Here is a 16100-nt window from a genome sequence, read left to right on the forward strand (position 1 = left end):
ATGGTTTTCGACAAGACAGACAACGGCTCGGGGGCCGAAAGCGAAGGACAACGAACGATCACGATCGGGTTGGTGGCCGACGAGGGATTCGCGTCGACGATAGCGGCCGCCATCGAACAGGAACTTCCGCCCACCATCACGATCGACGGAACCGATGCCCGACTGGACACGGCCCGGCCCGCAGTCACATTGCCTCCCACCGAGGCAGGTTCTGCGCCGTTGGGTCAGTGGCTGGAGGCCATTCAGTCCACCAACACATTCGACTTGGTGCTCTGCATCTCCGAGGTTCCGCGACGCGTCGGAGCCAGCCCGGTCGTCGCCGAATTGCGTGACGGTTCGACCGGTGCGTTGTACGTACCGTCGTTCGGCACCATCGGTGTTCGGCGTCGCGCCGTGGCGGTCGCGATCGCCATCGTGCACGATCTCCTCCGCAGCGATACTGCCTCGCGGCCACACCTGCGACGGTCGATGTCCAAGTGGGCTCCGGGCCCCGACCCCGACGGTGGCGGCGAGCGAATCCTGCTCACTCCAGGCATGTTCGGCCGAACACGCATGATCATGGGCATGATTCGCTGCAATCGGCCGTGGCGTCTCGTCCCCGCACTGTCGAGCGTGCTCGCGGCCGCGAGCGCCGCATCGGCGTTCGGTGTGTTCTACGCGAGCATCTGGCAGATGGCGGCCTCGATGACACCTGCCCGGCTCACACTGATCGGCGTCGCCGCCATCGTGGCCATCACGGTGTGGCTGATCTTTCCGCACGGCCTCTGGGAGCACCGACGGTTCCGCTCCTCGACCACCGATCGCTGGATATACAACTCTGCCACTCTCGGCACCGTCGTGGCCGGCGTGCTGTGTATGTATGCCGTTCTGTTCGCGGTCGTGTTGCTCTCTGCTGCCGTGGTGATCTCGCCCGAGTTTCTCACCGCTCAGATCGGGCGAGAAGCAAACACGGCGGACTACCTGTCACTGGCCTGGTTGGCGGCGTCGTTGGGCACGGTCGCCGGAGCAGTGGGCTCGTCGGTGTCCGATCGCAGCGACATCCTCAACGCTACGTACGGCCACCGAGAGATGCTCCGGCGCCAGCACAGTGCAGAACGGTCCCGCACCGACGACGCCGGTTCGGCTCAGCCCGAAGCTCGGTCCCAGGCCCAATGACCCAGGGCCGCGACGGCGGCGGTCAGCGCGGCACCGAGCAACACGGGTATCGCGATATCCACCCGAAGTAGCAGCGCACCGATGACGGCACCGACGAACAGCACGAGGATCGCCCAGAGCCTCCGGTTGAACAGCCGACCGGGGCCTTGGCCGACGAACGACTCGCCGGCGAGCGAGGTGATGGTCGACGTGACGACGACGGTCGTCATGTCCTTGACCGCGAGGAAGCGCGCAGCGAGCGCCTGAGCGCCCATGTCGACTGCGATGACACTGGCGATCGCGATACCGAGCGGCGAGTTGCCTTGCACGTCGACCACCAGCAGCGTGACGCCTGCTGCGAGAAGTGCCAGCGTTCCCACTGCGAAGATCGCGGTGACCCGAATGTTCCATCCCGGCGCAGCCGAGCGAAGCGTCACCCCGGCCAGCGCGGCACCGAGCACGAAGGCGAACAGCGCTACCAACGGGCCGACGATCGGCAGTCCGTCCTCACCTGCCACCCCCATACCGAGGATGACGATGTTGCCGGTCATGTTTCCGGTGAAGATGCGGTCCAGTCCGAGGTAGCCGACGGCATCGAGCATGCCGGTCACCATCGTCAGCGCCATCATCGACCACAATCGGAGGTGACCGTTCACGGCCTTGTCGATGCGTTGCCCCACGCTGGGGCTTTCGGAATGTTCTTCGGCCGATACCGACTCGTCGACACTCATGCGGTCACCCACACGCCGCCGTCACTACGTGGGTCCGCGCCCGCGCCGAGCGTTCCGTCGGCTGAAACCCTGGCCACCATGGAATGACCTGCGTCACTGTCCAATTCGGTGCCATGCTTGACGGTGAACACCGTCTGCGAGATCTGTTCGACGGCGGAGTCCTCCAATGTCGGCTCGACCAGTACCGAACCGTTGGGTGTTCCGGCTTCCAATCCGCCGACGATGAATCGAGGCGCGGAGACGGTCTGCTGTGGGTCGAATCCACGCAGCGCCCGCAGAATCAATTGGGTGTGAATCTGCGACTGCGCTTTGCCTCCCATGGTCGAGTGCGCGGACACCGCACCGTCCGCCCAGTCCACGATCACCGGAACAAGTGTGTGCGCGGGCCGCTTTCCGGACTCGACGCGATTGGGCGACGCGGCATCGAGCGTGAAGAACGCAGCACGGTTGTGCAGCACGAGCCCGGTGTCGGGCTCGAGGATCTGCGCTCCGAAGGAATGAAAGACGGACTGTATCAACGACACTGCGGTGCCGTCCTTCGCTACGACGGCGATTCCGACGGTGTCACCGCCCGGACGCGGAGACGCCGTCGAGGTCTGGCGTTCGTCTCCTGCCACCCGGGCTGCCGCCGCCTCGTGAATTGCCGCGAAGCCGGCCGGGGTCAGCTGATCGTGGATATCCACAATGGCACAGCGTGGGTCGGCGAGGTAGGTATCACGATGCTCGTCGGAGTCGTAGAAGATCTCGGCCAATACCCCGGCGTCGACATCGCCCGCAGACGCGCTCCCGGACAAGGCGGCACCGAGAGATCGAATCAGTGTGTAGCCCTGCGAATTCGGTGGTGCCGTGGCCACCGAGAATCCGTCGAATTCGCGCACCAGAGGTTCTTCGACGATCGGACGATGACGTTCGAGATCCTCTCTCGATACCGGCACGTCGAGTTTCTTCAGTCCGGCGGCGAATCGGTCGGCGGTGTGCCCGCGATAGAACGAATCGAGGCCATCGGTCGCCAGGTCCGTCAGGGTTCGGGCCAACTCGGGCTGCACGACGAGGTGCCCGACGGGGATCGGCTGACCATCGACGAAGAACTTCGCGCGCAAGCCTGGATCGGTGATCAGTGCGTCACGGTCGAGCTCGATCATCTCGACGAGTCCGGGGCTGGCCGGAAACCCCTCTGTGGCAAGCGAAATTGCTGGTGCCAGTACGTTGCGTAACGGCAGCGAGCCACCGGCGTCGAGCAGAGCCGCCCACCCGGACACTGCACCCGGAACGGACACCGTCAGCGGACCGTTGATCGGCATCGTCTCGATCGTCTCGAACAGCTGATCCACGGATGCGGCCGAACCGTATGCTCCCGATGCGTTGATACAGGCGGTGCTGCCGTCGCTCCTGCGCAGCAACGCGATGACGTCACCGCCCACACTGCACATGTGCGGGTAGACCACGGTGAGGGCCGCAGCTGCAGCGACCGCTGCATCGACGGCGTTACCACCGGCTTCGACGATCGTGCGGGCAGCGTCGACGGCCGCGGTGTGCGGCGCGGCGATTGCCACGCCGGGTGCCGGTTGCGACTGTTCGGGCATGAATATCTCCTCGAGTGCGGCCGATCCGAAAGCAGGATCGGTCGGGGCATGTTCTGGGTTCGTCCGAAAGTGTTGCGTTGGAGCAGTGTCACGTCATGGAAGTGTCACGTCAGAGCGCTCGTACGATGAGCGTGCGATAGGCACCGTACAGCACCGCCGCGGCGACGATCGACGCCGCGGCCGTCGCACCGAAGAAGGTCAGTTCGGTTGTTGCAGAGTACTTCTGAGCGAGCAAGCCGGCCAGTGTCGAGCCTCCTGCCATCGTGAGGAAGTACAGCGACGTCATCCCGGCTTTGTGCGATGCGGGTGCCAGCTGTGCAGTGGCCGACAGGACGGACGGCACGACGGCTATCTCTCCGGCACCGAACAGCAACATCGCAACGAGAACCAGGACAACCGAATTCGTCGCCCCTGATGTGCCCGCCATTGCCGCGAACATGGCCATCGCCACCGCCAGCAGGCCGATTCCCACGACGATTTTCGTTCCGGGATTGGGCTGCCGGCTGCCCATCCGCGTCCAGACGACGGCATAGATCGGAGCGATGACAGTGGCGAAGAGACCTTCCAACGTGATCACGGTTGCCGCAGGGATCGTCAACGAGCCGACCGTCAGATCGACGCGGGTGTCCATGTACACCGCCAGGGTGGTGAACAACTGGAACAGCAACGTCCAGAACAGCAAGCTACTGAGGAACACCGGAATGTAGGCGAGCACTCGTCGATGCTCGGTGGCGTCGACTTTCCTCGAGGACAACAGCATTGCGAAGTAGGCGATGCTGGCGATCACGATGATCGCGGTCAGCACGGTTCCCAGATTGTCGAGATTCAGGAGGCCGCTGACGGCCGCGGCAACGATGACCAGGGTGACCGATCCGGCGAGAGCTGCGGCCGCGGCCCGACGCGAGCGTGGCAGCGGATTGGGTACCGTTCGGGTGGCCTCGGGCAGATGCTTGTACCCGACCACGTACTGGGCCAGGCCGATCAGCATGCCCACTGCCGCCGCGCCGAAGGCGATGTGAAAACCGGCCGAGCTCTGCAGGGCACCGGTGAGCAGCGGGCCGAGGAATGCACCGAGCGATATACCCATGTAGTACAGCGAGTATCCCGAGTCGCGTTTGGGATCATCGTTCGCATAGAGCATCCCGACCATCGCGGTGACGTTGACCTTGAGTCCGCCGGTGCCGATGACGATCAACAACAGTCCTGCGCCCATACCCACAGTCGTCGTGACCAGAGCGAGCACCACGTGGCCGAGGATGATGGAGATGGCGGAGTAGAGAACAACTGTTCGCGGCGCGACGAGCCGGTCCGCGACCCACGCTCCGACCATCTGCGCGATATAGACTGCGCCGCCGTAGGATCCGGCGATACCGACTGCCACTCCGACGTCGAGTCCGAGCCCGCCGTCGACGAGCGAGTAGTACAGGTAATACGCGAGGATCACCTGTAGGCCGTAGAAGCTGAATCGCTCCCACAACTCCGTGCCGGCCAGCGTCACGAGCCCACGCGGCTGATCACGGAACGTCGAGCCGATCGAGCCGTGATCTCCGCTCGCGTTCGGCTTGTGGAGTGTTCCGTCCGTTGTCATGCTGGTCCACCTCTGGGGTCCATGGGAATCAGTGGTTCAGGAGAATGAGTGACCGTTGTCACGATGTCTTGATCTAAAACTGGTAGGACCAGACCGTCAAGGTGATGAGTGGGATATTTACACGTCAACGGATCTTTACTGGGGAAACAGAGTGAATCTGGTATTTTGGTAGGACCAGATCGTAACCTGCGGGGACGGGGCTTTCCATGACAGCGTGGTCCGAGATAGACGTCGAAGCGGCGTCGGTCCCCGAGCTGCTCAGCGCCAGGATCGCGCAGCTGATCGACAGCGGTCGCGTCGAAGCGGGATCGAAGCTGCCCAGCGAACGCGCCCTGGTGACGATGCTCGGAGCGTCGCGAATCTCGATCCGCCATGCACTTCAGGATCTCGAATTGCGGGGTTATCTGACGCGCAGGCCCCGCGCCGGCCGCATCGTCGCACCACTGGAGATGCGCGCTCTGGCCGAAGGCAGCATCTTCGGAAGCATGAGCAGCGACCAACGCACCGTTCGCGAGGTGATGGATCTACGCACGGTCGTCGAACCACCCATTGCCGAGCGTGCCGCCGTCCGCCACCGCACGTCCGAGTTACATGCCTTACGCACTCCACTCGAAACGTCCGAGCGAGAGCTCGTGAATCGGCCGCCGTCTCTGCAAGTGATGCAACTCTGCGACGTGCAGTTCCATCTCGCGATCGCCGGCCTTGCCCACAACTCCATGCTCACCAGGCTCGTGACCGAGACCAACGAGTGGATGGCACCGTCGAGGCAGGCAAGTTTTCAGACCGAGCAGCGGATGCAACGCTCCGTCGATGCCCACCGCAGCATCTATCACGCTATTGCAGAACGTGATCCGGTTCGCGCCCGGAAGGCGATGCACGATCACCTCGCCGACGTGCTCGAGGCGATCACACCGCTCGCGCACTGACTTCCAGCGCCGTGCGCACCAGCCTGTTGTCCGAAACGGTGCGCGTGAATGCGCTCGATTGGCCACTTCGTCGTGTGCGGATCGGGTGGATTCCGGACAGAATCGAGGTGCTATCGGCCCTGGGCCGATCGACCGCGAACAAAGGAGCTCGACAGTGCCCACCCTCGACCGTGACGTCGCTATCGTCGGGGCCGGCCCTTCCGGCCTGGCCGCAGCAACCGAGCTCCGCAAAGCAGGATTGTCCGTCGCCGTGCTGGAAGCGCGCGACCGCGTCGGAGGACGTACCTGGACGAACACCATCGACGGTGCAAGCCTCGAAATCGGCGGTCAGTGGGTCTCACCCGATCAGGAATCTCTCATCGCGCTGATCGGTGAGCTCGGCCTCGGGACGTTCGACCGATACCGCGAGGGCGAGTCCGTCTACATCTCCGCCGCGGGCGAGCGGACCCGTTACTCGGGTGACTCGTTCCCCGTCGACGAGACCACCGAGAAAGAGATGGACCGACTCGTAACACTGCTCGACGACTTGGCCGCCCAGGTCGGCCCCGAGGAACCGTGGGCGCACCCGCTGGCGCGTGAACTGGACACGATCTCGTTCGAGCAGTGGCTGATTCGTGAGTCCGACGATGCCGAGGCACGAGGAAACATCGGCATGTTCATCGCCGGTGGCATGCTCACCAAACCTGCGCACGCGTTCTCGGCACTGCAAGCAGTCTTGATGGCCGCATCGGCGGGATCGTTCTCGCACTTGGTGGACGAGAACTTCATCCTCGACAAGCGCGTCGTCGGTGGCATGCAGCAGGTGTCGATCCGTATGGCGGCCGCCCTCGGCGACGACGTCATCCTCGACGCGCCGGTGCGAACGGTGCGGTGGAACTCCGACGGCGCAACAGTATTCGCCGACGGTGACATCGAGGTACACGCCAAGCGGGTCGTTCTCGCCGTTCCACCGAACCTGTATTCGCGCATCTCCTACGACCCGCCGCTCCCGCGTCGCCAGCACCAGATGCACCAGCATCAGTCCCTCGGACTGGTGATCAAGGTCCATGCCGTCTACGACACCCCGTTCTGGCGCGAGGACGGGCTGTCGGGAACCGGCTTCGGTGCCTCAGAGATCGTGCAGGAGGTGTACGACAACACCAACCATCAGGACAGCCGCGGAACACTGGTCGGCTTCGTGTCCGACGCCAAGGCAGACGCGATGTTCGAGCTCGACGAGCAGGAGCGCCGCGCGAAGATCCTCGAATCGATCGCACATTACCTGGGGCCCAAGGCAACCGAGCCGGTCGTCTACTACGAGTCGGACTGGGGTTCGGAAGAATGGACCCGTGGTGCGTACGCGGCCAGCTTCGATCTGGGGGGTCTGCACCGCTACGGCAAGGACAGCCGCACTCCCGTCGGCCCGATTCACTTCTCCTGCTCCGACATCGCCGCGGAGGGCTACCAACACGTCGACGGCGCAATCCGCATGGGTCACCGCACCGCCGCGGACATCGTCTCGAGAATCGTTTCCTGACACCCGATCTTCGATCGCACACCGCAGACCCACACCTAGCACCGAGGACACACATGCGCACTGTCACAAAACATAACTCGCCCGCTGCTGCGGCCTCGAACCTCGGGAGGCAGTGATGACGTGGACGATGCCGGCCGAAGGTGTTCGGCACGAACGGACCTGGATGGCCTACCCGTGCGAGGGGTATTCGCTCGGTGACACGCCCGAGGAGCACCACGAGGCTCGCACCACGTGGGCCGAGGTCGCGCAGGCGGTCGCTCGATTCGAGCCGGTCACCGTCGTCGTCGATCCCGCCGAAAGCGCCGTCGCACGCACGTATCTGACCTCCGAGAGCGCTTTCCCCATCGACATCCTCGAGGCACCGTTGAACGACGCCTGGATGCGCGACATCGGGCCCACGTTCGTGCTGTCCGAGGACGGCCGTGTCGGCGGCGTCGACTGGGTGTTCAACGGCTGGGGCGCGCAGGATTGGGCGCGCTGGGACAAGGACTCGAAGATCGGCGCGCTCGTCGTCGAGAAGTCCGGTGCCGAGATGATCGATTCACCGATCGTCAACGAGGGCGGCGGTATTCAGGTGGACGGGCTGGGAACGGTTCTCGTCACCGAGACGGTACAACTCGATCCCGGTCGCAATCCCACGCTGTCGAAGGCCGATGTCGAGGCCGAACTCGCCCGCACGATCGGCGCCACCACGGTGATCTGGCTTCCTCGTGGACTCACCCGTGACGCGGACGAGTTCGGAACCCGAGGCCACGTCGACATCGTCGCTGCCATCCCCTCGCCCGGCGTCGTTCTGGTGCACGACCAACGCAATCCCGAACACCCCGATCACGACATCAGCAAGGCCGTGTTCGAGATCTTCGAGAACAGCACAGACGCACGCGGTGAGAAGTGGACCATCGTGAAAGTTCCGGCACCGGAGATTCTCCGCGACGAGGAGGGCTTCGTCGATTACAGCTACATCAACCACTACGTCGTCAACGACGGTGTGATCGCCTGCAGCTACGGCGATCCCGCGGACGAAGAGGCTGCTGCCATTCTGTCGGCGGCATACCCGGGCCGCACCGTCGTCACCGTCGACGCTCGGCCACTCTTCGCCCGCGGGGGCGGAATTCACTGCATCACACAGAACCAGCCACAGGCTCAGACGGACTGAGTGGACGCGGGAGCAGGTATCGAATACTGCTCCCGCAACTCGTTCTTGCGGATCTTGCCCGTCGGATTGCGCGGGATCTCGTCGACGAGGATGTAACGCTTGGGGATCTTGTACCGCGCGAGCCGACCGCCGAGCGCGTCCGCGATGGCATCGAGGTCGACGTCTGCTCCCTCGACGACAGTGATTGCGGCAACGGCAGATTCGCCCCATTTTTCGTCCGGTACACCGAACACTGCGCAACTGTCGATGCCGGGCAGTTCGAGAAGTGCCGCTTCGACCTCGGCCGGATAGATGTTCTCTCCGCCCGAGATGATCATGTCCTTGAGCCGATCGACGATCGTGACGAATCCCTCCGCGTCGGCAATTCCGATGTCGCCGGTACGGAGCCAGCCGTCGTCGAACACGTCGGCGGTCGCGTCGGGACGACCCCAGTATTCCTTCATCACGTTGGGGCCCTGGATTTGAATTTCACCGCGCTCCCCCGGTTTCACCGGCTGTGACATCGCGTTGACGATCCTGACGTCGGAGAAGGTATGGGGAACCCCCGCGGTACCCATTTTTCGTTCGGCATCAACGGCAGCCAGCATCGTTGCGCCAGGACCACTTTCGGTGAGCCCGTAGCCCTGACACATCTTGATCCCGCGTTCGGAATACGTACGGAGCGTGCGCGGCGGCACCGGCGCCGCGGCCACCACCACCCGGCGTAGCGACGTCAGATCCGTGTCGTCCCACGCGGGATGCGACACGAGCGAGTCCAGGATCGTCGGCACTCCGAATGTATACGTGACCGAGCGTGATTCGACGAGATGGAGCACGCGTCCGGCATCGAACCCTTCCTCGATGACGACCGAGCCGCCCTTGAACAGGATGGGTAACGCAACCATGTCGAGCGCGGCGGTGTGAAACAGCGGAGCGCAGACCAGGGCTACCTCGTCGCTGCACAGGTCCAGATCGAGGACTGCGTTGAGAACGGCGAACAGCACGTTGTCGTGAGTCATCACAACGCCTTTGGGTTTACCGGTCGTACCGGAGGTGTACATGACGAAGCATAGATCCGCACCCTCCACCGATTCGTCGATGCGCGTCGAGGGGGCCGCCGCGATCAGCGATTCGTACTCCTCGCCGAGCGTGAGGCGACGCGTGGGGCCGTCACCGACCGCCGAGGTCGCGACGTCGTGCAAGGCCTCGGAATGCACCAACAACGACAGCCCCGAGTCCTGCACTGCGAAAGCAACTTCCGGTGCGGTCAACCGTGCGTTGAGTGGCACGAAGATCGCTCCGAGCACGCCACAGGCGAACAGTACTTCGAGGTAGGCGGGATGATTGGTGGACAACAGCCCGACCCGGTCCCCGGGGCACACCCCCAGCTCACGTAGACCGTGCGCGAGCCGGGTGGTGCGCTCGTCCAATTGCTCGTAGGTCGAGACCTGGCCGCGGAACTCGAGTGCCGTTGCTCGCGGGCACTGCCTGGTACGTCGACGGATCCACGAACCGACGCCTTGATTACGCATCTGAAATCTGTTCCTCTCGGGTCCGTGATCTCAGTCGAACATGCGGTAGACGGCCTCGACGACGACCGCGGGGCGCTCGCTGCCTTCGAGTTCGATCGTCGCGGCGACGGTCAGCTGAGCTCCGCCCTTGGGCAGCTCCTCGTACCCCTTCAGCGTGGCGGCCAGGCGCACTCGGCCGCCGGCGGGGACCGGGTTGGTGAAGCGAACCTTGTTCAATCCGTAGTTGATCTTCGTGGTGACGCTGTCGACGACCAGTAGCTCGTCCCACATCGGAATGATCAGCGACAGAGTCAGATAGCCGTGCGCGATCGGACCGCCGAAGGGGCTTTCGGCCTTCGCCCGTTCGGGATCGACGTGAATCCACTGATGGTCGTCGGTGGCGTCGGCGAAGGTGTCGATGCGCTGTTGCGGCACCTCGATCCACGAGCTGGTGCCCAGTTCGGTGCCTTCGAGGTTCTTCAACTCGGCGAGAGTGGCGACGCGGGTGGTCATGATGTCTCCTTGGCGGACAGGCCGAGTGCGGCCAGTGCATTGGTCTTGAACACGAGTGGACGAATCTCGTCCTTGATGTCGAGCTCGGCGAAGTCCTTCATCCAACGATCCGGCGTCAGAACCGGAAAGTCCGAGCCGAACAACACCTTTCGCTTCAGCATGGAATTCGCCGCCCGCACCAGTTGGGGCGGAAAGTATTTCGGTGCCCAACCCGACAGGTCGATGTACACGTTCGATTTGTGCGTGGCGATCGAGATCTGCGCGTCCGCCCACGGCACCGCGGGGTGCGCCATGATCATCGTCAGTTGCGGGAAGTCCGCGGCGACGTCGTCGAGCAGCATCGGATCGGAATAGCGTAACTTGATGCCGTGCCCGCCGGGAAGTCCGGCACCGATACCGGTTTGGCCGGTGTGGAAGAGCGCGGGTACTCCGGCTTCGGTGATGGCCTCGTAGATCGGATAGAAGCGGCGATCGTTCGGCTCGAAGCCCTGCATGCTCGGATGGAACTTGAAGCCGCGCACCCCGAACTCCTCGACGAGCCGGTGCACCCGCCGCACGGCGGCCTTACCCTGCCACGGGTCGACCGAGCCGAAAGGGATCAACACGTCGTTGTGGCGTGCCGCCCCCTCGGCGATCTCCTCCACCGAGTTCGGTGAATGTCCCGACGCTGCACCGGCATCGACGGTGAACACCACTGCGGCCATGTTGCGGGCCCGGTAGTACTCGGCGATGGTGTCGATCCCTGGAGTACGGTCCTCGCCCGACTTGAAGTACTTCTCCGACGCGGTCATCAATTCGTCGTCCAGTGCGCGGTGTCCGCACCCGTCGATCTCCACATGAGTGTGCACATCGAGTGCCAGTATCGAGTCGAAGTCGATGGCGCACTGGTATTTCGAGCTCATCGCGCCGGCTCTACGGAGAGGTTCTCTCCGACCGATTCGAGGCTGTCCGCGAACGTCGACGGCCAGACAGCGGCGATGTCCTCGGCCGACCAGCCACCGTCGTGATAACTCGTGGCGATCATGTCCGGGTGCGTCCACAGTGCCAGGCGGTCACCGCCGACGGCGAATGCCTGACCGGTCACGTCTGCACTCGCGTCGCTTGCCAGGAAAGAGACGATTCCTGCGGCGTCCGCTGGGGTCCCGAACCCGAGTTCACGACGGGCAAACGGCGGCAACGGATCCCCGTTGTGCATGGCCTCGATGTACGGCTGCAGGAACGGGATGGTCTCGGTCATCGCCGTGGCCGCCACCGGGCACACCGCGTTCACGGTGACACCTGCACGCTGGAGTTCCATCGCCCAGGTCCGCACCATCCCGACGATCCCGGCCTTGGAACCGGAGTAGTTGGTCTGTCCGAAATTTCCGCGCTGACCGGCAGGAGAGCCGATGCACACGATCCGGCCGCCCTCACCCTGAGCGCGGAAGTGAACGGCTGCTTCGCGTGCGCAGGTGAACGTGCCGCGGAGATGAACGTTCACGACGGCATCGAAGTCGTCGTCGGTCATCTTCCACAACACCTTGTCGCGCAGGATCCCCGCGTTGGTGACCATGACGTCGAGGCGACCGAACGCCTCGACCGCGCCTGCCACCAACTTCTGTGCGGTCTCGGTGCTGCCCACCGGAGCCACGACGGCCACTGCCCGTCCACCCGCGTCGACGATCGAGGAGACAGCCGCGTCGGCTGTCGCCTGGTTCACGTCGTTGATCACGACTGCTGCACCGTGGCGCGCGAGGTCCTGGGCATACGCAAGTCCGAGCCCCTGGCCGCTTCCGGTGACGACAGCGACCTTGTTGTCGAGATTCATAGCTCTCTCCTCTTCGTGGTTACCAGACTGACAAAACCATCAATAATTGAGAAAGTCAATGATTTACGTTTGCTAGAATTACCGCCGATACGAGGAGCCTCATGACCGACATCGCACCCCTGTCCGACGACATCGGATTCCTGCTGACGCGCGCGGGAACGTCGCTGACGGCCGCCGCCAAAACGGCACTGGCACCCTTCGAGCTGCGCGTACGTTCGTACTCCGTGCTGGCCCTGGCCTGCGAGCATTCGGACGGACTCGGCCAGCGGCAGCTCGCGGAGGAACTGGGCTTGGACCCCAGTCAGATCGTGGCGTTGGTGGACGATCTGGAGGTCCGCGAGCTGATCACCCGACGGGTCGACCCCGGCGATCGACGAAACAAGCGCATCCACGCGACCGACGCCGGCCGCGCGCTGTGCGTGGACGCGCAGCGCGCGCTCGCGGCGACCCAATCCGCCACGCTCTCAGCCCTCGGCGACCGCGGTGTCCGAGAGCTGCGGCAGTCACTGCAGTCCATCGTCCGCGCACAGTAGATCGTGCACACGTAGGCCGATCACCGTTCGTAGACAACCCTGCCGCCGACGACCGTCGCGATGATCGGTAGTTCGGGAATTCGATCCGCCGGGCCCATCAGGTCGCCGCCGACTGCGGTGAAATCTGCGGGACCACCGACGACGATGGTTCCGGTTCCGTCGGTCAGACCGGCCGCCGCCGCGGCGTGGGTGGTGTACCCGTCGAGGGCTTGTCGAGCCGAAATCGCCTGCCGGGGTTGACGAGGAGGGTCGGCCGGCAGGCCTGCGGGGCGGCGTAGCCGGGCATCGGCCATCACGACTCGGGGATCGAAATGTGCTACCGGCCAATCGGATCCGAGCGCAACGGTCACACCGAGATCGAGAAGCTCGGCCACCGGCCAACCACGGTCGATACGATCGCGGCCCATGCGCCGAGACCAGTCGTCGGCCTCGTCCGCTCGGGTGTACCTGGTGCAATGGGTCGGCTGCATCGATGCGGCAATACCGGCGTCCGCGATCGTTGTCAGATCCTCGGGACAGACGGTCTCGAGGTGTTCGAGGCGATGCCGAACCCCCTTCCCGAGGGCTGCCAGCGTCCGTACGCAGTGGTGCACAGCGGCATCACCGATCGCATGAGTAGTGGTCGACACTGCACGGCGGTCGAGCTCGCGCACCACGGCCGCATACCGTTCCGGGTCGGTCCACGACGGCCGGGTACCGTCGCCGTACAGGTCCGGGTGACACAACCACGCCGTCCCACCTTCGACGGTTCCGTCCATGAACAGTTTTGCGCCCGCGTATCGCCACCGCGCCCCGGCGGTACCGTGCACCAGCGCAGCCAGTTCTGCGACCCGATCGGCAGGATGATCCGGCTGGACCCAGCCGTACACCCAGAACCGCAGTCCGGCGTCGTCCTCGTCGAGCGCCCGGATCATCTCGACGGTCCCGGGGAGGTCGTCCATGACGTGCACCCCGGTCAGCCCGACCGACGCCATCTCCTCGGTCACGGTGCGTAACAAAGACTTCGCCGCGACGACGTTCTGGGCAGGCATGACCGCCTCCACCAGATGGATGGCCGGCTCCTCGATCAGGTGACCGGTGGTCTTCCCGCCACTGTCCACCGCCACTCGGGCACCGCCGTGGTCGAAGGTCTCTTGGCCGGTCACGCCGGCAATATCGAGTGCAGCCCGATTGGCCAGCGACGAATGCGCGTCGTAGAACCGAATGAGAACAGGGGTCGTGACCGAGTCGGAGATGGCTTCGAAGCTCGGAGCTCGGCCGCCGAATACGTTGTGGTTCAGGCCCCAGCCGCGAATCCAACCGTCCGTCGGGTGCGCATCGTGCAGTACCCGACGCACGTCGTCCAGATTCTCGCACCGACTGAAATCCACGCCGAGTGACATCAACGCGCCTTGCACCACGTGCGTGTGGGCGTCGACCCATCCGGGTGTCAGAGTGCTCCCGGCCAGGTCGATGATCTTCGTTCCGGGACCACTGCACCCCAGGACGTTGTCGGTACTCCCGAGTGCGATCACTCGGTCGTCTCGAACGGCGACGGCCTGCTGCGGCTCGGCACCATCGACCTGGGTGAGCACCGTGGCGTTCATCAGAATCAGTGTCGCATCAGTCATGTCGCACTCCTCGTGCATCATCGGTAGGTAGTGCGGTCGACGGTCCGGCCTGGGTATCGGGCAGTATCTCGGAATCGATGTCGGTCGTCCCCAGCCGTGCGTACACCTGGGGGCGGCGTGCCCGGATCCACAGGGCCACTGCCGAACCCAACGCGAACACCACGACGGATCCGATGGAGGCGACGGTGTTCACCACCGGGTCGGTCGTCAGGGTGGCGATTTCGATCTTGTCGACGACGAGGTACAGAGCGATTCCGATCAGGACGAACGCGGCGATTCCAGCGAGTGCCGCGCCCCGATCCCGTGCCACTTCTCTACCGCGCAGGAAGAACACGGCAACCGAGAGAGAGGTGAGCCATTGCAGCGCAAGGATTCCCACGGTCCCCGTACTCGCCGTCCACGCAGCCAACTGCAGGACCGGATCGACGTCGGCCGCGGCGAAACACGCGATGGCCACTACGGCCGTCGCCGTCTGCGCGATGCTGGCGATGTGCGGAGACAAGTGCTTGCTGTGCACGTGGCTGAGCCGCACCGGGAAGATTCCTTCACGACCGAGCGCATAGCCGTACCGGGTGATCGCGTTGTGGAAGGCCAGCAGAGCCGCGAGTCCACTCGAGACGATCAGCACGCGCATCACATCCGTTGCCGCACTACCGACGTAGGTCTGCATAGCGGTGAAGAAGAAACCGGCAGGATCCGATGCAGCCGCGGCGACCGCGTTCTCGGCGCCGAACGCCATGACCGCAACCCAGACGATGAAGCAGTAGAAGACCGCGAGGAAAATGACCGCGGCATAGGTTGCGCGGGGGACCGTCCGGTCCGGTCGTACCGCCTCGTTGCGGAACAGGGCGGTTGCCTCGAAGCCCACGAACGCGGCGAACGACACGGCCAGTACCGCCCCCATCGATCCGGTGAAGACGTTCTCGGGATAGAACGGCTGCAGGTTCAGACCACTCGCACCGCCCTTGGCGATCACTGCGATCGCCAATACGAGCAGCACCAGCACTTCGAGAACGAGCAGCACGCCGAGGACCTTGGCCCCCACCCGAATCGATCGATATCCCAGCACGGACACGATCGCCGCAGCGACCAACGCCCACAGCCACCAGGGTAGGTCGACTCCGACGAAGTCGTTCATCGTCGCCTTGGTGACCGCTCCGAACAACCCGTAGGTGCTGATCTGCAGGAGGGTGTACCCCGCCACGGCCACCAGAGCGCTACCGAGACCGGCAACTTTGCCCAGACCCATCCGGATGTAGGAGTAGAACGCGCCGTTGTTGTGCACGTGCCGCGCCATCTTGGTGAAGCCGATGGCGAACACCGTGCTGATCAGACCGGCGCACAGGTATCCGGCGGGAGCGCCGATCCCACCGATCAGCAACGCGATCGGAGCAACGGCCACCATGACGGTGAGCGGTGCCGCTGCCGCGACGACGAAGAAGACGATGTCGCGTGAGTTGAGGCTGGAACTATCGAGGGCATTCGGCTGCCCGGAATGTTGGGGGATGGTCAT

Annotated in this window: 14 protein-coding genes; 5 read left to right on the forward strand and 9 right to left on the reverse strand. The window is 64.2% G+C overall.

All coding sequences use genetic code 11. From position 1 onward, the window contains the following. Window positions 1-1155 (forward strand): hypothetical protein, encoded by a 1155-nt coding sequence (locus J2X62_RS04510; protein ID WP_310177885.1) that lies wholly within the window; start codon window positions 1-3, stop codon window positions 1153-1155. On the opposite strand, the gene J2X62_RS04515 is transcribed toward J2X62_RS04510, so the two are convergent. From J2X62_RS04515 to J2X62_RS04525, 3 genes are all read right to left on the reverse strand, one after another. Beyond that, window positions 1125-1865, reverse strand: coding sequence for a YoaK family protein (locus tag J2X62_RS04515; RefSeq protein WP_310177888.1), 741 nt, complete (start codon window positions 1863-1865; stop codon window positions 1125-1127). The two genes, J2X62_RS04510 and J2X62_RS04515, sit on opposite strands and share 31 nt — an antisense overlap. Beyond that, on the reverse strand, window positions 1862-3448 hold the full coding sequence (locus J2X62_RS04520) for a gamma-glutamyltransferase (protein ID WP_310177889.1): 1587 nt from the start codon (window positions 3446-3448) through the stop codon (window positions 1862-1864). The genes J2X62_RS04515 and J2X62_RS04520 overlap by 4 nt, the downstream gene beginning before the upstream one ends. A 109-nt stretch (window positions 3449-3557) precedes the next feature. Further along, window positions 3558-5036: a peptide MFS transporter gene (locus J2X62_RS04525; protein WP_222099791.1), complete on the reverse strand. Its 1479-nt coding sequence runs from the start codon at window positions 5034-5036 to the stop codon at window positions 3558-3560. A 206-nt stretch (window positions 5037-5242) separates the two neighbouring features. Here J2X62_RS04525 and J2X62_RS04530 point away from each other — a divergent pair, with 206 nt between their 5' ends. From J2X62_RS04530 to J2X62_RS04540, 3 genes are all read left to right on the forward strand, one after another. After that, entirely contained in the window at window positions 5243-5962 is a 720-nt protein-coding gene (locus J2X62_RS04530; protein ID WP_032369142.1) for a FadR/GntR family transcriptional regulator, read from the forward strand. 154 nt (window positions 5963-6116) lie between these two features. Continuing rightward, window positions 6117-7478: an NAD(P)/FAD-dependent oxidoreductase gene (locus tag J2X62_RS04535; protein WP_310177894.1), complete on the forward strand. Its 1362-nt coding sequence runs from the start codon at window positions 6117-6119 to the stop codon at window positions 7476-7478. 115 nt (window positions 7479-7593) lie between these two features. Continuing rightward, window positions 7594-8634 carry an agmatine/peptidylarginine deiminase gene (locus J2X62_RS04540; RefSeq protein ID WP_027495713.1) on the forward strand — a complete coding sequence of 347 codons (1041 nt, stop codon included), beginning with the start codon at window positions 7594-7596 and terminating at the stop codon, window positions 8632-8634. Here J2X62_RS04540 and J2X62_RS04545 read toward each other — a convergent pair. Genes J2X62_RS04545 through couN form a run of 4 tightly spaced genes read right to left on the reverse strand, consistent with a single transcriptional unit; the run spans window position 8622 to window position 12444 of the window. Next, window positions 8622-10145 (reverse strand): long-chain fatty acid--CoA ligase, encoded by a 1524-nt coding sequence (locus J2X62_RS04545; RefSeq protein WP_310177900.1) that lies wholly within the window; start codon window positions 10143-10145, stop codon window positions 8622-8624. The two genes, J2X62_RS04540 and J2X62_RS04545, sit on opposite strands and share 13 nt — an antisense overlap. A gap of 30 nt (window positions 10146-10175) precedes the next feature. Next, window positions 10176-10637 (reverse strand): p-hydroxycinnamoyl-CoA hydratase, encoded by a 462-nt coding sequence (gene couM / locus J2X62_RS04550; protein WP_032366817.1) that lies wholly within the window; start codon window positions 10635-10637, stop codon window positions 10176-10178. Beyond that, entirely contained in the window at window positions 10634-11539 is a 906-nt protein-coding gene (gene couO / locus J2X62_RS04555; RefSeq protein WP_032369144.1) for a 4-hydroxyphenyl-beta-ketoacyl-CoA hydrolase, read from the reverse strand. Before couO ends, couM begins: the two co-directional genes overlap by 4 nt. Continuing rightward, window positions 11536-12444, reverse strand: a complete 909-nt coding sequence (gene couN / locus J2X62_RS04560; protein ID WP_310177906.1) for a 4-hydroxyphenyl-beta-hydroxyacyl-CoA dehydrogenase — start codon at window positions 12442-12444, stop codon at window positions 11536-11538. Before couN ends, couO begins: the two co-directional genes overlap by 4 nt. A 101-nt stretch (window positions 12445-12545) precedes the next feature. On the opposite strand from couN, the gene J2X62_RS04565 reads away from it, so the two are divergent. Further along, on the forward strand, window positions 12546-12977 hold the full coding sequence (locus J2X62_RS04565) for a MarR family winged helix-turn-helix transcriptional regulator (RefSeq protein WP_222072779.1): 432 nt from the start codon (window positions 12546-12548) through the stop codon (window positions 12975-12977). A 20-nt stretch (window positions 12978-12997) separates the two neighbouring features. On the opposite strand, the gene J2X62_RS04570 is transcribed toward J2X62_RS04565, so the two are convergent. Then, window positions 12998-14587 (reverse strand): amidohydrolase, encoded by a 1590-nt coding sequence (locus J2X62_RS04570; RefSeq protein ID WP_032369237.1) that lies wholly within the window; start codon window positions 14585-14587, stop codon window positions 12998-13000. Next, the gene (locus J2X62_RS04575) at window positions 14580-16100 is read right to left on the reverse strand and encodes an APC family permease (RefSeq protein WP_052053451.1); all 1521 of its coding nucleotides are present in this window, start codon (window positions 16098-16100) and stop codon (window positions 14580-14582) included. Before J2X62_RS04575 ends, J2X62_RS04570 begins: the two co-directional genes overlap by 8 nt.

Source organism: Rhodococcus sp. 3258, from assembly GCF_031456475.1.
Lineage (GTDB): Bacteria > Actinomycetota > Actinomycetes > Mycobacteriales > Mycobacteriaceae > Rhodococcoides > Rhodococcoides fascians.